Origin of the sequence: Paludisphaera rhizosphaerae, assembly GCF_011065895.1 — a bacterium.
GTDB lineage: Bacteria > Planctomycetota > Planctomycetia > Isosphaerales > Isosphaeraceae > Paludisphaera > Paludisphaera rhizosphaerae.
Map to the genome: position 1 here is coordinate 14,979 of NZ_JAALCR010000006.1, position 18,668 is coordinate 33,646.

Annotated in this window: 16 protein-coding genes; 6 read left to right on the forward strand and 10 right to left on the reverse strand. The window is 66.8% G+C overall.

Features of this window, described 5'->3' with window-relative positions; genetic code table 11:
* Window positions 1-74: 74 nt before the first annotated feature.
* Complete coding sequence (locus G5C50_RS09065; RefSeq protein WP_165068652.1) at window positions 75-1,394, forward strand: nucleotide sugar dehydrogenase; 1,320 nt, start codon at window positions 75-77, stop codon at window positions 1,392-1,394.
* 28 nt (window positions 1,395-1,422) lie between these two features.
* Window positions 1,423-2,376, forward strand: a complete 954-nt coding sequence (locus tag G5C50_RS09070; RefSeq protein ID WP_165068043.1) for an SDR family oxidoreductase — start codon at window positions 1,423-1,425, stop codon at window positions 2,374-2,376.
* 201 nt (window positions 2,377-2,577) lie between these two features.
* Here G5C50_RS09070 and G5C50_RS09075 read toward each other — a convergent pair whose 3' ends face one another.
* Window positions 2,578-2,721, reverse strand: a complete 144-nt coding sequence (locus G5C50_RS09075) for a hypothetical protein (RefSeq protein ID WP_165068045.1) — start codon at window positions 2,719-2,721, stop codon at window positions 2,578-2,580.
* A 103-nt stretch (window positions 2,722-2,824) separates the two neighbouring features.
* The gene (locus tag G5C50_RS09080) at window positions 2,825-3,664 is read right to left on the reverse strand and encodes an Ig-like domain-containing protein (RefSeq protein ID WP_165068047.1); all 840 of its coding nucleotides are present in this window, start codon (window positions 3,662-3,664) and stop codon (window positions 2,825-2,827) included.
* 392 nt (window positions 3,665-4,056) lie between these two features.
* On the opposite strand from G5C50_RS09080, the gene G5C50_RS09085 reads away from it, so the two are divergent.
* Entirely contained in the window at window positions 4,057-5,928 is a 1,872-nt protein-coding gene (locus tag G5C50_RS09085) for a M20/M25/M40 family metallo-hydrolase (protein WP_240907029.1), read from the forward strand.
* Between the two features lie 105 nt (window positions 5,929-6,033).
* On the opposite strand, the gene G5C50_RS09090 is transcribed toward G5C50_RS09085, so the two are convergent.
* Window positions 6,034-6,546, reverse strand: coding sequence for a hypothetical protein (locus G5C50_RS09090; protein WP_165068049.1), 513 nt, complete (start codon window positions 6,544-6,546; stop codon window positions 6,034-6,036).
* 165 nt (window positions 6,547-6,711) lie between these two features.
* A complete protein-coding gene (locus tag G5C50_RS09095) occupies window positions 6,712-8,319 on the reverse strand; it encodes a 2-isopropylmalate synthase (protein WP_165068051.1) in 1,608 nt (535 codons plus the stop codon).
* 573 nt (window positions 8,320-8,892) lie between these two features.
* On the opposite strand from G5C50_RS09095, the gene rpsR reads away from it, so the two are divergent.
* A complete protein-coding gene (rpsR, locus tag G5C50_RS09100; protein ID WP_165068053.1) occupies window positions 8,893-9,135 on the forward strand; it encodes a 30S ribosomal protein S18 in 243 nt (80 codons plus the stop codon).
* A gap of 52 nt (window positions 9,136-9,187) precedes the next feature.
* Here rpsR and G5C50_RS09105 read toward each other — a convergent pair whose 3' ends face one another.
* On the reverse strand, window positions 9,188-10,705 hold the full coding sequence (locus G5C50_RS09105; RefSeq protein WP_165068056.1) for a DUF1570 domain-containing protein: 1,518 nt from the start codon (window positions 10,703-10,705) through the stop codon (window positions 9,188-9,190).
* A gap of 137 nt (window positions 10,706-10,842) precedes the next feature.
* Between G5C50_RS09105 and G5C50_RS09110 the strand changes: the two genes are divergently transcribed.
* The gene (locus G5C50_RS09110) at window positions 10,843-11,415 is read left to right on the forward strand and encodes a hypothetical protein (protein ID WP_165068058.1); all 573 of its coding nucleotides are present in this window, start codon (window positions 10,843-10,845) and stop codon (window positions 11,413-11,415) included.
* Window positions 11,416-11,435: 20 nt separating this feature from the next.
* Here G5C50_RS09110 and G5C50_RS09115 read toward each other — a convergent pair whose 3' ends face one another.
* The 4 genes from G5C50_RS09115 to hisF form a co-directional block, all read right to left on the reverse strand.
* The gene (locus G5C50_RS09115; RefSeq protein WP_165068061.1) at window positions 11,436-12,221 is read right to left on the reverse strand and encodes a CvpA family protein; all 786 of its coding nucleotides are present in this window, start codon (window positions 12,219-12,221) and stop codon (window positions 11,436-11,438) included.
* Window positions 12,222-12,280: 59 nt separating this feature from the next.
* Complete coding sequence (locus G5C50_RS09120) at window positions 12,281-14,047, reverse strand: GspE/PulE family protein (RefSeq protein ID WP_165068063.1); 1,767 nt, start codon at window positions 14,045-14,047, stop codon at window positions 12,281-12,283.
* 191 nt (window positions 14,048-14,238) lie between these two features.
* The gene (locus tag G5C50_RS09125; protein WP_165068066.1) at window positions 14,239-15,390 is read right to left on the reverse strand and encodes a type IV pilus twitching motility protein PilT; all 1,152 of its coding nucleotides are present in this window, start codon (window positions 15,388-15,390) and stop codon (window positions 14,239-14,241) included.
* A gap of 83 nt (window positions 15,391-15,473) precedes the next feature.
* Complete coding sequence (gene hisF, locus G5C50_RS09130; RefSeq protein ID WP_165068068.1) at window positions 15,474-16,265, reverse strand: imidazole glycerol phosphate synthase subunit HisF; 792 nt, start codon at window positions 16,263-16,265, stop codon at window positions 15,474-15,476.
* A gap of 982 nt (window positions 16,266-17,247) precedes the next feature.
* On the opposite strand from hisF, the gene G5C50_RS09135 reads away from it, so the two are divergent.
* Window positions 17,248-17,898 carry a CAP domain-containing protein gene (locus G5C50_RS09135; RefSeq protein ID WP_165068071.1) on the forward strand — a complete coding sequence of 217 codons (651 nt, stop codon included), beginning with the start codon at window positions 17,248-17,250 and terminating at the stop codon, window positions 17,896-17,898.
* A 138-nt stretch (window positions 17,899-18,036) separates the two neighbouring features.
* Here G5C50_RS09135 and G5C50_RS09140 read toward each other — a convergent pair whose 3' ends face one another.
* A complete protein-coding gene (locus G5C50_RS09140) occupies window positions 18,037-18,663 on the reverse strand; it encodes a hypothetical protein (protein ID WP_165068073.1) in 627 nt (208 codons plus the stop codon).
* Window positions 18,664-18,668 lie beyond the last annotated feature (5 nt).

Consider the following 18,668-nt stretch of genomic DNA (forward strand, 5'->3'; position numbering starts at 1 on the left):
TATGATCGTCGTCGAGGGGCCGCGCTCGCGACCCCTCGCGAGGAATCCCCGGCGCGGTGGAGAGGCTTAAGGCAATGGGCGAGGCGGCGGGGCTAGCGGCGAGAATCCGGCGCGGCGACGTGAAAGTCGGGGTGATCGGGCTGGGCTACGTTGGGCTCCCCCTGGCGCGGGCGTTCGTCGAGAAGGGCGTCCCCGTCCTGGGCTTCGACGTCGACCCGGCGAAGATCGCCAGGCTTCGCGAGGGCCAGAGCTACATCGGCCACATCGACGGCGAGGTTGTCCGCTCGATGCGCGCGAAGGGCTTCGACGCCACGGCCGATTTCGGCCGGCTGGACGAGCCCGACGCCATCCTGATCTGCGTCCCGACGCCGCTGACCGACAGCCGCGACCCGGACCTGAGCTACGTCGTCCAGTCCACCCGCGCCATCGCGGCGAAGCTCCGGCCCGGGCAGCTTGTGGTGCTGGAGAGCACGACCTACCCCGGCACCACCCGCGACGTCGTCCTGCCGATCCTGGCGGAGACCGGCCTGAAGCTGGGCGAGGACTTCCTGCTCGCCTTCAGCCCCGAGCGCGAGGACCCCGGCAATCCGGACTTCTCCGCCCCGACGATCCCCAAGGTCGTCGGCGGGGTCGACGCCGCCAGCGGCGAGGCCGCCGAGGCGCTCTATTCGCGGATCGTCGTCCGCGTCGTCCCGGTCTCCACGGCCGAGGTCGCCGAGGCCTGCAAGATCCTGGAGAACACGTATCGAGCCGTGAACATCGCCCTGGTCAATGAGCTGAAAGTGCTCTACGACCGGATGGGGATCGACGTCTGGGAGGTGATCGAGGCCGCCAAGTCGAAACCGTTCGGCTTCCAGGCGTTCTATCCGGGACCGGGGCTCGGGGGGCACTGCATCCCCATCGATCCGTTCTACCTGACGTGGGTCGCCCGCAAGCACGGCATGGCGACGCGGTTCATCGAGCTGGCCGGCGAGATCAATACGTCGATGCCGGGCTACGTCGTCGACCGGGTGGCCGACGTGCTCAACGACCTGGGGAAGCCGGTCCGCGGCAGCAAGATCCTGATCCTGGGGATGGCCTACAAGAAGGACGTGGACGATCCCCGCGAGTCCCCCGGCTTCGAGCTGATGGAGCTGCTCATCAAGAAAGGGGCGGAGGTCGAGTACAACGATCCTCACATCCCCAAACTTCCGCTGATGCGTAAGTATCCCGACCTGGGCATGTCCAGCCGCGAGCTGACGCCGGAATTCCTGCGCTCGCGCGACTGCGTCCTGATCGCCACCAACCATTCCGCCTACGACTGGCCGAGCATCGTCGCCGAGGCCCCGCTGATCGTCGACACCCGCAACGCTCTCAGGGGGATCGACGGCCCGGCGAAGATCGTCCGGGCCTGAACCGACTGACCGTCCGTCCGAGGAACGCATGAGCCGCAACGATCGCGAAAGGGTACTCGTCACCGGAGGCGCAGGGTTCATCGGCTCGCACCTCGTCGAGGCGCTCTTGGCTGATGGGCATCCCGTCCGCGTGCTCGACGACCTGTCGACCGGCCGAGCAGCGAACCTGGACGCCGTCCGCGACCGGATCGAGTTCATCGAGGCGAGCGCCTCGGATTTCTCGGCCTGCCAGCGCGCGACGAAGGACGTCGCCTACGTCTTCCACGAAGCGGCGATCCCGAGCGTCCCCCGGTCGGTGGCCGAGCCTCTCCCCTCGCACGAGAGCGGGCCGACGGCGACGCTCAACGTTCTGGAGGCGTCCCGTCTCGCCGGCGTTCGACGGGTGATGTTCGCCGCGTCCAGCAGCGCGTATGGGGAATCGCCGACGCTTCCCAAGGTCGAAACGATGCTGCCGGATCCGCTCAGCCCGTATGCGGCCGGGAAGCTCGCCGGCGAGCATTACGTGCGGGTCTACGCCCGGACGATGGGGCTCGACGGTGTGAGCCTGCGGTATTTCAACGTCTTCGGCCCGCGACAGGATCCGTCGAGCCCGTACTCAGGGGTGATCTCGCTGTTCATCAAGGCGATGGCGCGCGGCGATCGGCCGAAGATCTACGGCGACGGCCTCCAGACTCGCGACTTCACCTACGTCGCCGACGTCGTCCAGGCGAACCTGGCCGCGATGCGTCGGGAGGAACCCCTCGAAGGCCGGGCGCTGAACGTCGGCGGCGGCCGACGCGTCAGCCTGCTCGACCTCGTCGCGGCTCTGAACGCGATCCTGGGGACGGCCCTCCAGCCTGAACTCCTCCCGGCGCGCGCGGGGGACGTCCGCGATTCGCTCGCGGGGCTGGATCGGATCGCGGAGGAACTGGGCTACAAGCCCTCGGTCGATTTCGCCGAGGGCCTGCGGCGCACGGTCGCCTCGGTCGTCGAGGCGGGCTGAGACCGGCCGTGACCGATCTCAGAGGCCCTTGCCTCCGATGTCCCAGGGGTGCCACGGCCACGCTGACGTGGCCATGAACCGGTGCGGGACGGCGCTGAACGACCATCGCCGATCACATGGCCAGCCTTAAGCGTGGCCATGGCTGGCACCCGCCTTCGCGTCTCGCCGTTGAGGTTGAGCGAGGACGGGGCGAATTGGATCTCAGAGGCCCTTGCCGCCGAGGTGCTTGCGCTTGCGGGGGCTGCGGACGCCGTGGAACTTCGTGCGACGGCCCTTGGCTACCGGCGACGAGTTGGCCTTCTTGCGCCACTTGCTGCTCTTGCGGTTCTTCGTCTTGACCTTCATGACGGCCTGCTCGTTTCTGTCTGACTGTCCGGAACGTCGACGGGTCGACCCGTTCGAAAGAACGGCGATTATGCCATGACTCGCCCCCGCCGTGCAACCCGAGTCATGTTGTGTGGGGAGCGACGACCTTGACGATGAAGACGCCGCTGGATTTGCCGACGTGCCCAAGCTCGTCGACGGCCCGGATCCGCAGGCGGTGCGTGCCGAGATCCAGCGGCGTGCTGAGCGTGAGCGTGTAGTGGCCGTACTGGCCGGCGGGGGCCTGGCCGTACACCTCGTTGGTGTCGGCGTCGATGATCTGCATCGTGGCCTGGGCCTGGTAGGTGCCGAGGAACTCCGGCTGCGACTGGGTCGTGACGCTGTGCTGGGCGTCGACCTGATGGCCCGAGGCCCTTGCGATCGACGGCACGCTCGGCGCGGGCATCGGCCGACCGACGATCAGCGTCATCTGAAGGACCGTGGCGTAGTCGTTGGTTGTGAGGAAGACCGGCTCGGACTGGGTCGTGTTGACGGTCGTCGCCAGCGTCTTCAGGTTAGTCGAGAGCAGATCGATCTCGGAGGTCGTCGCCCCCGCGGAGACCAGAACCTGGGTCAATGCGTTGTTCAGCGCCTGTGCGTCCTGGGCCCGGAGCGAAGGGCGGCTGACGACGTCGCGGAGGACGTTGTTGAACATCTTGACCGCGGTCGGCGAGGCCGAGCCCAGGCTGCTGAGGGCCTGCGTCATCCCTTCCTGGATCCCGGTGATGAGCTCCTTGGGGAGCGGCCGGTTGGGATTCAGGGCCCGCAGGTTGGTGGGGAGGCGGTCGATCCGCTCCAGCTTCTGCTGGATCGTGTACGGCAGGTTGGTGGTGGTCGCGGTCGTCGTGAGGGCGGCGGTCGCCGTGGAGAGCATCATTCGGCCCTCCATGTTTTCCGGCCCGGGAATGAAACGGCGGCGATCCATCGCACCTGTCTCCTTGGCGGACGCGTCTCGCCTCTCCACGCGGCGGTTCGCGGGGAAGACGGCGGACGGGGCGCGAGGGCGACCGGAAGGACATGACGTCCGGCTCCTCTCCGCCCGGCTCTGATTCGATCGAAAGGCTGTCGTCGAGGTGTCGTCCGCGCCCCGCTCTGGGGGGCGGACCGGCCGGATCTCTACCAGAACCGCGCAATCCCGCCTAGAGCGTCTTGAGCGGAACTCGATGAAAGGAATCCCGGCGAACTCTGGGAATCCCCCGTGAAGGGCTGCTAAGATGAGCCGTCGCGGACCGTCCACCTCCCCCGTCGGCTCGCCTCGTCCCTCGGCGGCCCCCTCGGCCCTGCGTCACCGACCGAACCCACATCTGGAGGACGCTCATGCATCGCATTCGCGGAACGGTCCCGGCGCTCGCCGTCGCGGGCCTGCTCGGATTCAGCACCGGCGCGCGGGCTCAGGCCCCCGTTGCGCCGCAGACGGAAGCACCGAAGACGGAGGCCGCCGCTGCATCGTCGGCCGATCCGATCGATCGGATCAAGGAGGAGGGCGAGAAGCGGTCGCAGGTGATGGCGACCCTCAGCACGCTCACCGACGTCATCGGTCCCCGGCTCACCGGCTCTCCCGGACTGAAGCGGGCTAACGAGTGGACCCGCGACCAGATGGTGCGCTGGGGGATGGAGAACGGCCACCTGGAGGCCTGGGGCCCGTTCGGTCGGGGTTGGACGCTCAAGCGGTTCTCGGCGCAGGTGGTCTCGCCCCAGTGCATCCCGCTGATCGCCGTCCCCAAGGCGTGGTCCCCCTCGCTGGAGAACTTCACCGCCGAGGTGATCCACCTCGATGTGAAGACCGACGCCGATTTCGAGAAGTACAAAGGGAAGCTCAAGGGAGCCGTCGTCCTGACCGCCCCGGCCGTCGACGTCGCCGCCCGTTTCGAGCCCCTCGCGCGGCGCCAGACCGACAGCGAACTCCTCAACCTGGCCGATGCCGGCGAACCCGGAGCGGGCGGCCGCCGTCCTCGGACCGCGATGGCCGGCGCTCCCGGCGCTCCGGGTGCTCCTGGCGCTCCGGCTGCTCCCGGTACTCCCCCCGCACCCGGCGCTCCGCCGGCCCCGGGGCAACCCGGCTTCCCTGGTCGTCTGGCGATGGGCGACATGAGGGCCCAGATGGAATTGGCGGCGAAGAGGACGCGATTCCTGGCTGAGGAAGGCGTCGCGCTGCTGATCGATCCCAGCCGCAGCGGCGACGGCGGCACGCTGTTCGTGCAGTCGGCGTCGGTGGCCTCGCCGGCTCTCCCGCCGGGTTCGGGGCCGGGCCAGGGCGGCGGACCGGGCGCTCGTCGGGTCTCGGCCTGGGACAAGGAGGCCAAGGTCATCCCCCAGGTCACGATGGCCAAGGAACACTACAACCGCCTGGTCCGGATGCTCGCCGCCGGTGAGAAGATCAAGATGAACGTCGACCTCGCCGTCGAGTTCCAGGACGAGGACATGAACTCGTACAACACGGTCGCCGAGATCCCCGGCACCGACCTGAAGGACGAGATCGTGATGCTGGGCGGCCACCTCGACTCGTGGCACGGCGGCACCGGCACCACCGACAACGCCGCGGGCTGCTCCGTGGCGATGGAAGCGGCCCGGATCATCAAGGCGCTCGACCTCAAGCCCCGCCGGACGATCCGCGTCGCCCTCTGGACGGGTGAGGAACAGGGGATCTTCGGGTCCAAGGCGTACGTCGACGAGCACTTCCGCAAGGCCCCGGCCCGTGGCGGCTTCGGCGGGCCGGGCGGATCTCCTCCGCCGGCCTCCGAGGAGAAGGAAGAGACCAAGCCCGAGTACGAGAAGCTTTCCGGCTACTTCAACCTGGACAACGGCACCGGCAAGATCCGGGGCGTTTACCTCCAGGGGAATGAGGCTGTCCGGCCGATCTTCCGCAAGTGGCTCCAGCCCTTCCGCGAGATGGGCGCGAACACGCTCTCGCTGTCGAACACCGGCGGCACCGACCACCTGTCGTTCGACGCCGTCGGCCTCCCCGGCTTCCAGTTCATCCAGGATGAGATCGAGTACGACACTCGCACTCACCACTCGAACATGGACGTCTACGACCGCGCCCAGGCCGACGACCTGAAGCAGGCCTCCATCATCATGGCCGCCTTCGTCTACAACACCGCCATGATGGACGAGAAGCTCCCCCGCAAGCCGCAGGCCCGCCCGGCCCAGCGGCCGGAGACCCGCGCGGCGGGGGCTGCTGGAAATTAACACTGGGACAGCCGAACGTCTGCTGTTGATCGGCGACGTTCGGCTGGAGTTCCTCGCGGACGTGAATGATACAGGCCGAAGGCTGGCTCTACAGCAACCGTCTGGTCAGAGCCAGTCGTTGGTCACGGACATGACGCTGATCAATTGGCATCCGATCGAAAACCACGCTGCCGCGGTCGAGATCCCAAGGATGATGATCCACTCGGATGCCGAGCGGAAGCGATCCAGCAAGGTAAATCCGAGCGGAAGCAAGAGCCAGGGGATCAATCCGATCACCAAAGCTGGCCATTCTCGCGCGACGCCCGAATTGCGGAAGACGATCCCGAACGCGAGCAGGAGGATCGGTACCGCGAGAGGGGAAAGCATCCAGAGCGATCGTAAACGCCAGACCCGTCGATCGGCGACTGCCGCAATCAGGGCGACGATCGAGGCCGCGCCAGCCGCGCGGGCCAACCTCGGAAAGAAGTAGCAGCTCGCTTCGACCGCCTGCGAGGCCCACCACCAGATGCCGGCCCGTCCGGCCCATGTGAGGACGGCGAAGACAACGGCCATGCCCGCAACCCAAGCCATGAGTCGCTGTACGCTGGAAATCGGTCGTCTCGTCGTCGGGGTGGTCATCGGGAGAGCTCCCTCACTCGCGTGGAAGTCGCTGCGGACTTCTCCCGAGGTTTCGTCGGTAGGCGAGCCGTGAGGTGAGGTCTCGAAGATCGGTTGCAGCAGAACTCGTCGTGATGAGGCCGACGCCTCGGCCTTGTTGGCTCGGCCGAGGCGTCGCGAATCTCGTTACAGCCCCGCCCCCGGGCGGCCGGCGACCTCGCGGGTCTGGCCGCGTTCCTTGCGGGCGGCGATGGCGTTGACGGCGTTGACGTAGGCCAGGGCCGACGCCTCAATAATGTCGGTGGAGGCCGCGCGGCCGCGGAAGCTGGTCTCGTCGCTCTCGACTTCCAACTCCAGAGTCACCTCGCCCTGGGCGTCCTTCCCCTGGCTGACGCTTCGGACGACGAACTCGTGCAGGTTGGCGTGGACGCCGGTGACGCGCTCGACGGCCTTGAAGATGGCGTCGACCGGGCCGTCGCCGATGGCCGCGTCCTGGACGACCTCGCCGTCGGGACGGCGGATCGAGACGGTCGCCGTGGGCAGGACGCTGGTGCCGGCCGTGGTGTGCAGGCTCAGCAACTGCCAGGACGCCGGGACGTCGCCCTCGCCCAGGTGCCGCTCGACCAGGACGGCCAGGTCCTCGTCGTAGACTTCCTTCTTCTTGTCAGCCAGCGCCTTGAAGTCTTTGAAGACGGCCTCGACCTGCTCGTCGTTGAGCGTGTAGCCCATCTCGACGATCCGGTCGCGCAGGGCGTGGCGGCCGGAGTGCTTGCCCAGGACCAGGTCGGTCTGGGGGACGCCGACGTCCTCGGGCCGCATGATCTCGTAGGTCGACCGGTTCTTCAGCATCCCGTCCTGGTGGATGCCCGACTCGTGCGCGAACGCGTTGCGGCCGACGATCGCCTTGTTGCGCTGGACCGTCAGGCCGGTGATCGAGGAGAGCATCCGGCTGACCGGGTACAACCGCTCGGTCTTGATGCCCGTGTCGACGCCGAAGTACTCGCGATGGGTCTTGATCGCCATCACCAGTTCTTCCAGCGCCGCGTTGCCGGCTCGTTCGCCGATGCCGTTGATGGTGCATTCCATCTGCCGGGCGCCGGCCGCGACCCCCGCCAGGGTGTTGGCGACGGCCAGGCCCAGGTCGTCGTGGCAGTGGGTGCTGATGACGGCCTTGCCGATGTTGGGGACGTTCTTGACCAGGTCGGCGATCATCGCCCCGTACTGGGCGGGCATCAGGTAGCCGACGGTGTCCGGGATGTTCACGGTCGTCGCGCCGGCCTCGATGACGGCCTGGATCACCTCGCGCAGGAATTCGGGCTCGGTGCGGCCGGCGTCCTCGGGGCTGAACTCGACGTCCTTGCAGAGCCCGACGGCGCGGCGGACCCCGGCGACGGCCCGCTCAACGACCTGCTCGCGGCTCATCCGCAGCTTGTGCTCGCGGTGGATCGGCGAGGTCGCCAGGAAGACGTGGATCCGAGGGCTCTGGGCGTACTGGACGGCTTCCCAGGCGCGGTCGATGTCGCGGTCGTTGCAGCGGGCCAGGCCGCAGACGGTCGAGCCGGTGATCTCCGCGGCGATGGCGCGGACGGACTCGAAGTCGCCGACGGAGGCGATTGGGAACCCGGCCTCGATCACGTCCACCCCCAGGCCGGCGAGAGCCCGCGCGAACTCCAGCTTCTCGCCCAGGTTCATGCTCGCGCCCGGCGACTGCTCGCCGTCGCGGAGGGTCGTGTCGAAGATCCGAACGCGGTCGGCCGAGGTCTTCGAGGCGGTCGGGGACGAATCGGCGCTCATGGCTGGGCTCGTTCCTGAGGTTCGGGCTCGGGCGCTCCCGATTGGGGAGTCGCCGTCGCGCGGATTGGGGCGCTTTCGAGTGTACGACGCCGGGTGGCTGGGCCGCAAAGGCGAACGCGGAGGCGAGACGCCGGGCCGGGGGATCGTCGGGGCCGTCGACGAAAAAAAGCGAAGCCCCGAGACCCACCGTCTCGGGTGGGTCTCGGGGCTTCGCTTTTCGTCTCTTATCGAGAAGCTCGCAGCCCTAAGACGATCCACCCTGACGGCCGATAAGGCCCAGGAGAAGGATGTCAAGGCTGGCAAGCGACAGGATCATTTGCAGGCGGCTCCGGCGATCCATCGACCTGATGGATCTACCGCATCGTAGGCGAATCGACGGACGATGGTCAAGTCTGGGGATGGAAATCCTTGACCATTCCGCGAGACTCCGTCTTTCAATCGACTTGACGGGGCCTTCACAGGGCCTTAAGCTGTCAGCTTGCCAGACGTCGGCGCTCCATGCGCGGCGGGGCCGTCGCGGTGTCGCCGGCGCCTCCTCTTTGTTTTACGTAAGCGGCTGAGGACAGAAGGTTTATGCCCCGTAAGAAGTTCGGACGCAACCGCAAGAATCGCTGCCGGTTCTGCACGAAAGAGGGCTGCCCCCGCCCGGCCTATGTCGACTACAAGGACATCGGCCTGCTGAAGAAGCTCTGCACCAACCAGAGCAAGATGTTCTCCCGCAAGCGGAGCGGCAACTGCGCCGCCTTCCAGCGGGCTTCGAGCGCCGCCGTCAAGCGGGCTCGCTTCATGGCTCTGCTGCCGTACGTCGGCGAGTGAGTCGGTCCGGCCGGGGCGGCGCCGAGGGATCCGGGCCCCCCGCATGGACCTCTCAACGCCTGGGCTCGGGGGCGTAAGACGCCTTGAGCCGGCGTTCGATCTCGCTCACAGGGATGCCGAGGCGGTCCTCCAGTGATCGCCCCGAGCCTCTCTTGATGCGCCCGCCGTAAGCGTCGTGGACGTAGTCCAGGAACGGCTCACGGTACGCGCCTCGGTCGGCCTGCATCAGGAAGACCGCCAGGGCCATCGCCTGCTGATAGTTGACGTAAATCCGCTCCGTGCGGTTGAAAGCGGCCTGATCCTGGCGAAGGAAGTCGCCCAGGGACAGGAACTTGCGCGCGTCGAGCGAGTTCACGGCTTCCTGGAGCCGAGGGCCGACCAGGCCGCCGACCTCGATCGCGCCGTCCTCGGTCGGTGTCGTGGTCTCGAAGTAGGTGCCGAGCCCTTCGAACACCCAGTAGTCGCCGGTGTTCGCCAGGTAGGCGTTGCGCCCGGCCGACTCGAACAGGAGCTGGTGCGAGACCTCGTGATAGAGCGTGGCCTCGACGGGAAGCTCGCCGCCGGCGTCTCGGAAGAAGTAGGCTGGGCGACGGTTCCCCTTGCCGCCGGGGCCTTTGGGGTCGTAATAGCCAAGGCTTTCTGCCCCGACCCGGTCGCCCGCCACGGGCCGCAGGCGCTCGTGGTATTCATTCCGGTCGGTGTAGAAGATCACCGTGTGGGGACGGTAGCTGTCGTCAGGTACAAGTTCCGGCGACTTGAAGCGCCTGGCCAATGGCAGTTCGTCGCCGATCACGTCGGCCATCAGGGTGAAGAAAAGGTCGTGGAAGGCCTCCAGCCGGCGGCCGAATTTGATTGCCTCGGCGAGGGGGACGTCGGCGCGGATTTCGAAGTGCTCGGTGTTGATCTGCCAGGGGTTGCGCCAGTTCGACCGCAGCCCGTCCGCCTGGGCGGCGGGGAGCCATGTCGTTGGGCGGCCTCGAACGGCCGGCGCGGGGAGTTCGCCCAGTTCCAGGTGGCGGATCCAGTCCTCGGGGACCCAGCCATAGGTCGGGTGCAACAGGTTCCCCGCCTTGAGCCTCTCGACGGCGAACGGTCGGGCCCAGCCGCCTTCATGCGGGACGTAGCCCAGCAGCCGACGGACTTCGGCGTCGTCCGGAATTCGGGCGACCGCTTCGCGAAGCGCGAAGGCCGCACGAGCCATGTGGGGCGGATCCGCGGCGGCCGCTTTCCGGGCCAGGTCGAGGAACGCCTCGCCAGCCGGCTTGCGGATCGCTTCGACGTCTTTTCCCCAGTCAGCGGGAGTGGTGGATCGGGGGGGCGTGACCTCCGGCAGGACGACCAGCCGGACGGGGCCGCCGTCGTCCGGAGCGGGGATCAGCTTGCGGATTTCGGCTGCTCCACGGGCTTCGCCCTGCTTGGAGAGGCGATCGGCCAGGGAGCGGAGGGCCTCGGATTCGCGGTCGACGATCGCGCGAGCCTCGGCTTCGAGCGCCCGGGCGGAGTCCGTCCCCGACATGGGGGCGGGGACCTGAAACGCCAGGGCGGCCAGGGCGAGGAGCGTCGTGGTCATGGCGGCGGCTGGCTCCCGGGTCGGCGGTTGGTCTGGACGGCTTCGGCGACGGCCCGCACAATGCGGGCCCGGGAAGATCGACCCAGGCGACCGGACGTCGCGGCTGGGCCCGGCGACGAGACACGGAGGAGACGATGATGAACGCGACGCGCCCTCGGCTGGGTTCCGTGGTCTGGTTGGCCGTCGGTCTGATCCTGGGCGTGGGGCTTGCCGGCGGACGGCCGCAGGAGCTTCGCGCCGGAGGAGGCGACCGCTCGGGCGAGTCGATCGTGGCCACCGGGCCGATCGCCGTCCGCTTCGACGAGGGGAACAAGGTGCAGATCCCCGAAGACGCTCTCTATTATCTCGACTACCGGGCCGGGAAGCTGAAGGCGACGGTCCCCACCTATCGCATGATCGGGGGCACCACCAAGCACCTTGAGGCGTTCGCCGAGCGCGATCTCGTGGCCGATTTCGGGATCGACGTCGACAACGGGCTCAAGCCGCACTTCCTGATGACGACCGGGCAACTGGGAACTCTCGGGGCCGGCTGGGCGCCCCTCTTCGTGATCGAGACGAGTACCGGCAAGGCGGCCGTCTACCGGATTCAGCAGGCGTTCGGAATCAGGAACCAGCTCCGCATCGACCTGCTGGAAATCCGTTCGACCAACCCCGAGGATGCGACCGCCGCCGCATCCGCCGACCCGATCGCCTCCCCTGTCGTCCCCTGAATCGAACGCGCTATGCTCGCTTAATTCGGCGTTCCGAAGGGGGCGGCCGGAGCCACCGAGCCCCCGATCGGCCGCGAGTTGGTCGTCCCCGGGGCCGCGTCCACCGCCGGGGCCCCTTCTCCGCCGCCAGCGGGCAGACCGCCGCCGCCGCTACCGCCTTCTTCGAGGATCGCCCCTTCGCCGTAGGGGCGAAGCTCCTGCTTGTCGATCAGCCAGCGGCCCTTGGGGTCGAACAGGTGGACCTGCATGAACTGATTGCCGGTCTTGCCGTAGGTGCTGTACGGGTCGCGGACGCCGGAGCCGTAGCGAGCGAAGATGTCGCCGGTGGTGTACTGGAAGAATCCCAGCCAGCCGTGGTCGATCCCCATGCCGAACGGCGGCTTGGTGTTGTAGTTGATGTAGCCAAAGACGTTCTTGTGCACCGGCGCGGCGTGGAAGGCCAGCAGGATGATCGCGAAGGTCACGACCGTCGTGCCGAACGAGAAGACCAGCCGGGTGAGGTGATACACCGGGTTCGGGAACCGCACCATCGCCGGCGCCAGCGACTCCGTCGCCAGGCGGAGCAAGAGCACCGAGGCGCAGAAGATCAGCATCATCGCCAGGGTGTCGGAGAAGCTCCAGCCGATCCCGGTGGAGTCGATCAGTTCGGCCAACGGCTCATAGAAGTTGAACGCGATCAGGCCGCCGAACAGGACGTTGAAGAACATCAGGGCCGCGCCCCAGGCCCCCTCGCTCGTCAGGACGTACGTCATGAAGAGCATGAGGGCGACGAGGAGCGTGTCGAGCAGGGCTGGGGGCACGGACATGGGTGGTTTTCCCGTTCTGCTGGGCTGAGGTCGGCGGTCGGTTCCTGTTCCGGTTCGGGTTACTTGACGACGCGGAGCAATTCCTCGATCGAGGTCCGCCCCTGGATGACCTGGCGGAGACCGTCTTCCTGGAGGTAGATCATGCCGCCGCGGCGAGCCTCGGCCTTGATCTTGGTGAGCGACGGGTTTTCACGGAGCATCTCGCGGATCGGCTCGGTGAGGACCAGCAGCTCGAAGATGCCGGCGCGGCCGAAGTAGCCGGTGCCGCCGCACTGTGGGCAGACCTGCTCGGGGTTCTCGGGCCGTCGATAGAAGACGTCGACCTTGTCGACGGGGAGGTTGGCCTTCTTGAGGAACTCGGGCTTGGGCTTGTAGGGTTCCTTGCAGGATTCGCAGAGGAGCCGCACGAGCCGCTGGCCGAGCACCGCCGTGAGGGCCGAGGCGATCATGAACGGCTCGACGCCCAGGTCGAGGAGCCGGAAGAGCGCGGTCACGGCGTCGTTGGAGTGGACCGTGGAGAAGACCATGTGGCCCGTGTTGGCCGCCTGGCAGGCAATGTTCGCCGTCTCCTGGTCGCGGACCTCGCCGATCATGATGACGTCGGGGTCTTGCCGCAGGATCGACCGCAGGCTGGTGGCGAAGGTCTGGCCGGCCTTGGTGTTGACCTCCATCTGGGTCACGTTGTCGAGGTGGTACTCGATCGGGTCCTCGACCGTGATGATGTTCCGCTGATAGCGGTCGATCTCGCGGAGGGCCGCGTACAACGTGGTCGACTTACCCGAGCCGGTCGGACCGCAGGACAGGATCATGCCGTGCGGCTGGGTAACCAGGCTGCGGAGCTGTTCGACGAGCTTGGGCCGCATCCCCAGGTCTTCCAGCTTGGTGATCCCGGCCGAGTTGTCCAGGATTCGCATGACCAGCTTCTCGCCGGCCTTCGAGCCCGAGGTGGCGACGCGGAAGTCGAGGTCTCGGCCCTGGAGTTTAGCCGCGAACGAACCGTCCTGGGGCTTGCGCTTCTCGGAGATGTCCATCGCCGAGAGAACCTTGAAGACGTTGATGACGGCGTCGCCGGTGGCGCGGTCGAACGGCTCGGCGGAGTGCAGGATGCCGTCGATTCGGTAGCGGACCGAGAGCTGGTCGGAAGTCGGCTCCAGGTGGATGTCGGTCGCGCGGCGGAGAACGGCGTCGTAGACCAGTTCCTTGGCCGCCATGAACGACCGCGACTCCTCAGCCTGGCGGACCCGGCTGGGATCCTCCTTGGAGTTCACGCCCGTGGACTTGCCGATGAAGACGATCGGCGGCCCGGCGCGGTCGACCGACCCCCCGTCTCGATTGAACCAGGGCCGCATCCCCATCCGGGCCAGGATGTCGTTGGCGACTTCGCCCAGGTGGTAGGGGGTCAGCACCTTGCGGTCGTCGGAGACCGTCTGATTTCGAACGAAGATGTAAGTGAGGATCGGTACGAAGTACGACAACAGCAGAAGCGTCATCCCGACGGGGTAGATGGGGATCGAGAAGACCATCGCCAGGCCGAGAACCCCCGCGAAGAAGACCACGCTGTTCCAGGTCTCGGACTTGGGGTTGTTCAGCTCCTTGCCGTCGTGCTCGACCCAGTCGGTCGTCCAGGTCCAGAGGAGATAGATCAGGACGACCGGGACGAATTTGTAGAGGTTCAGATAGAACCCCGGGCCGCGCGGGATCACCGGCGCCGCGGTCTGGGCGAGCAGCGGTATGAAGCCCCCGACCGCTTCAGCCGCCTCGGACCCGGCGGCGACGCCGAGCGTCCCGAGCAGAAACGTCGCGAGCACCAGAGACGGACGACTCATTGCTGACCTTTCTTGGCTGCGTGATCGCGGGGAAGGCGGCGGTCGGCGCGCGACGATCGGGAACGTCGGCGCGAAGCCCAACCGAGGCGGCGGGCCCGGCCCTCGCCGGTCGGGCCCCTTTTGGCTTTCGTTGAGGCCGTCGGACGGACCCGACGCCCCCGGGCGAGGGCCGTCGGGACGTCGAGAAACCGTTATAGGATACCAGGCTGGTTGATGGTAATCCCCTTGAGGGCCATTTTCAAAGACTCGGGGCTGGGGGCGACTTCGAAGGCCACGGCCCGCTCGATCTTCTCGGCGACGACGAGCTGGCGGAGGCTCTCCGTGAAGTCCTGCATCCCTTCCGACATGCCGATCCGGATCGCGTCGCCGAGCTTCGTGTCTTCCTCGTTGAGGATCAGCTTCTTGACCGTCGGATTCATCCGCATGATTTCGTTGGTCGGGACGCGGGTCACCCCCTTCTCGGCCCACTCCTTCGTGGTCGGCAGGAGCTTCTGAGCGACGACCGCCTTGAGGTTGAACGCCAGCGACTGCCGCAGCGACGAGTGCATGTCGCGTGGGAAGAGGTCCAGAAGACGGCTGATCGTCGAGGGCGCCGTGCCGGCGTGGATCGTGCCGAACACGAGGTGGCCGGTCTCGGCCGCGTGCATGGCGGCGTTGAACGTGTCGCGGTCGCGAAGCTCGCCCACCAGGATGATGTCCGGATCTTGCCGCACCGCGTGCTTCAGCGCGATGTCCCAGTCGATGACGTCGATCCCGACCTCACGCTGGTTGATGACCGACTTGTCGTCCTTGTAGGTGTATTCGATCGGGTCCTCGATCGTCACGATGTGCATCCGCTCGCGCTCGTTGACGTACTGGAGCATCGAGGCGATCGAGGTCGACTTCCCGGAGCCGGTCACGCCGGCGAAGATGATGATCCCCTGGTCGTACTGGGTGATCTCGGCCAGGCTCGGCGGCAGGTGGAGCTGTTCGAAGGTCGGGATCTTGTTGCTCACGCGCCGGGCGACCAGGCTGAGCCGTCCCCGCGCCTTGAAGAGATTGACGCGGAATCGGGTCTCGACGTCGCCGTCGAGGATGATGTGGGCGAAGTCGACGCCCCCCTCCTCGTCCAGAATCCCTCGCTGACGAGGGTTGAGGAGCGGGTACATCAACCGCTCCATGTCGTGAGTCGTCAGAGGCGGCAGTTGCATCTGCCGGAGGACGCCGGCCAGGCGCATCGAGGGGGCCAGGCCGACCTTCAGGTGGAGGTCCGAGCCCTGATACTTGATGCACATGCGGAACAGTTTGTTCGCCTCGGGCTCGTTGGCCGGAGCGTCGGTCTTGGATTCGACGGCTGTGGACATGGGCTCTCCTCGGGTCGGTCGAGATCGAGTCGAATCGAGATGCGATCAGATCGGATCGGAGGGGACGGGCCGGGACGGACGTCTCAGGAGGCTCGGGCGGCGGCCTCGGGCCGGCGGACCGGCACGCCGTGCTCCGCCAGGTAGTCCTTGGTCTCCCGGATCGAATGCTCCTTGTAATGGAAGATGCTCGCGGCCAGAGCGGCGCTGGCGCCCGCCTCGGCCAAGACAGCCCGCAGATGTTCGGGAGAGCCGGCCCCGCCGGAGGCGACGACCGGGATCGACACGGCGTCGACCACCGCGTGGGTCATCGGCAGATCGTAACCGTTCTTGGTGCCGTCGGCGTCCATGCTGGTCAGGACGATCTCGCCGGCGCCCAGCCGCTCGACTTCCTGCGCCCAGGCGACGGCTTCCAGACCGGTCGAGACCCGGCCGCCGTTGATGTGGACTTCCCACACCTCCCGGCCGTCTCGTGAGACGCGTTTGGGGTCGATGTTGACCACGATGCACTGGCTGCCGAATTTTCGGGCCGCCTTGCGGATCAGCTCGGGATCGCGGACGGCGGCCGAGTTGATCGAGACCTTGTCGGCCCCCGCCTTCAATAGGGCGCGGACGTCTTCGAGGGTTCGGATCCCGCCGCCGACGGTCAACGGCATGAAGCAGACTTCAGACGTCCGCCGGACGACGTCCCAGAGGATCTCTCTCTGCTCATGGCTGGCCGTGATGTCGAGGAAGACCAGTTCGTCGGCCCCTTCCTCGTCGTAACGCCGCGCGACCTCGACCGGATCGCCGGCATCGCGAAGGTTGAGGAAGTTGGTCCCCTTGACCACGCGGCCTTGATTGACGTCCAGGCAGGGGATGATCCGCTTGGCCAGCATGGGCGACCCCGTCTCCAGCGAAGGGCCGGGCCTCGGCCGCCTCCCGGGCGTCCGAACCGATTTCGACGCGTACCGTTGCGCCCGAATCCCCGCAAAGTGCGACGGAGTATTCTATAACAGTCCCGGCACGGAAGCCTAGGGGGGCAACGAAAGTTCCCGGACTCCCGCCGGCGCCTTCGATCCGACTCGGCGCCTCCCCTCCTCCCTCCACGTCCCTCCATCGCGGAAACGAGCGAGCCCCACGAAGAAACCGCGAGGCGTCGATCGCTTGCGCGGCCTGGACCCGGGCGGCGTTGCCGACAGCCTCGATGGAGGCAAGATCGGGCCCGAGAATGAAGCGATGGATCCGACTGAAATGGGATGAGTCGGGGTTCATCGTCCCTGGTACGTCGGGCAGACGCGGCGAGTCTCCACCGTTTCGAGGCGGGCGGTGAAAGCTTTGTGTTGAATTTGCGGGTTGCAGAGGTTTGGTGGGCCGTGCGCAGGTTTTGTCGGGGCTGATCGAGCTCATCGCTCCGTCGTCAGGCTCCCGGTTATGCGGCGTTCGTGCTTCGAGTTGGAGATTTGAGCATGCGTATTCATGATGCTTTCAGGTCGAAAGTCAGGCGCAGTGAAGGGAACCAGTCGGGCTCGGAATTGGGCTCGGCCGCTACGGCGATTCATCGGTCGGAATGTTGCTTTTCTAGGCTGCAAAGGGACTTGCGCGTTGGAGTCCCTCGACGTCGAAAGAGCGGAATTGATGGGGCAGGACGTGATTTTGAAGTCAATGTATGTGGATGCAATAGATTTTGCGGTGGGTGCAGATTTTTTTCTCTGAGGGGAGAGGGTGGTTGCGTTTTGAGGATGAGAATCCCATTTTAGCATCCTGTGCGAGGCAAGCACGGGATGCCGAATGGGGTTGCTCCCGGATTCGGGTTTGGTTCCGGCGGTTACGGGCGCGGCGCGGTGCCGTGTCGCTCGCACGACACAAGGAGTTCAACCGTTGTCCATCTCCACCTTTGAGTTTCGCAGCGCTTTGCGGCTGATCCTATCCCTTGTTGCGGTGTTCTCGGCCGTCCTCAGCGCGGATGCTCAACAGTATCAGTATCAGACCGTCGCTCCGACGGTTCCCACCTACACCTACCAGACCACGCAGCCTACCGCGACTCAGCCGACCTACCAGGTCGCTCAGCCCACCCAATACGTTCAGCAGCCCGCGGCTCCCGTATATTACTACCAGAGCGCTTACGCCGGCATGGATGCGACGACGCAGCCCGCGCCGGTCGCTGCGGCACCTGAAGCCGCCGCTGCCGCTCCGGCCGCCGCGGAGGCTCCCGCCGCTGCCTACGGCGATCCCTACGGCTTCACCGCCTGGCTGAACGGCGTTCGCGCTTCGTACGGCCTGGGCCCTGTCGGCCATGATCCGAACCTGTCGAGCTGGGCGGCGATGAACAACGCCCAGCAGGCGGCCCGCGGTCTGGGCCACCACGTGATGGGCCCCGCGCGTCGCCAGAACTCGGCGATGGGCGGATTCCCGGGGATCGAGGCGATGTGGATGGCCTCCCCCGCTCACCGGGCGGCTCTGCTCGATCCGACGATCACCTGGATCGGGATCGCCGGCGCCGGCGCCTGGTGGACCTTCAACGCCAACTGACGTCCACGACGTCGATCGGACCCGGGAATGCATTCCCGGGTCGATCCGACCTTGGACGGAGCCTTTTCCGAAGCGTTGAAGGACCGCGACGGAAAAGACCGTTCGTGGTTGGATCGCCTGCTCTTCGCTCCTCTGATCTCAGAGGAAGAAGGCGCTGCGGATTCCGGAGAGGATCGCCTGTTCTAGGTTGGCGTCACGTCCTCTGGGGATCCATCCCACGGGAACCGGCACGGGGCCGACGGTCTCGCGCGTGCGGTTCACGGGGAAGTCGTTGTTGAACACGGCCCGGCCGGCCATCTGGCGGTCGGGTTTGACCAGATCTTCGAGTTCCTTGTGGACTTCTACTTTCACAAGGAATCCGCCGTTGGGGGCCGGTTCGATCTTGATGATCGCGCGTCGTCGGGTCGTCTGCAAGGTGGCCTCGAGCCGGTCTCCCAGCGTTCGGGTGTCTCCCAGCCAGGGCTCCAGCAGCGTGGCGCTGATTTTGGGCTCCGTGATGATCGTCCGCGAGAGCCGATTCTCCTCCGCCACGTCGAAGTAGGCTCCCACCTCGGCGACCGTCTTGTTCCAGACGGCCTCGAAGTCGTTGACGGGGACCCGCAGGGGATTCTCGGCGACGGGCTCGGGGGCGAAGATCCGCGTGACCCGCGAGGTCGGGATCCATCCCGAGGCGCACCCTGTCGGTGCGATCGCCAAGGCCGTCATTCCGACGAGCCCCGCCATCCTGGCGATGATCCGCGACTTGCGCATGGTTCTGGGCCTCATCCTGC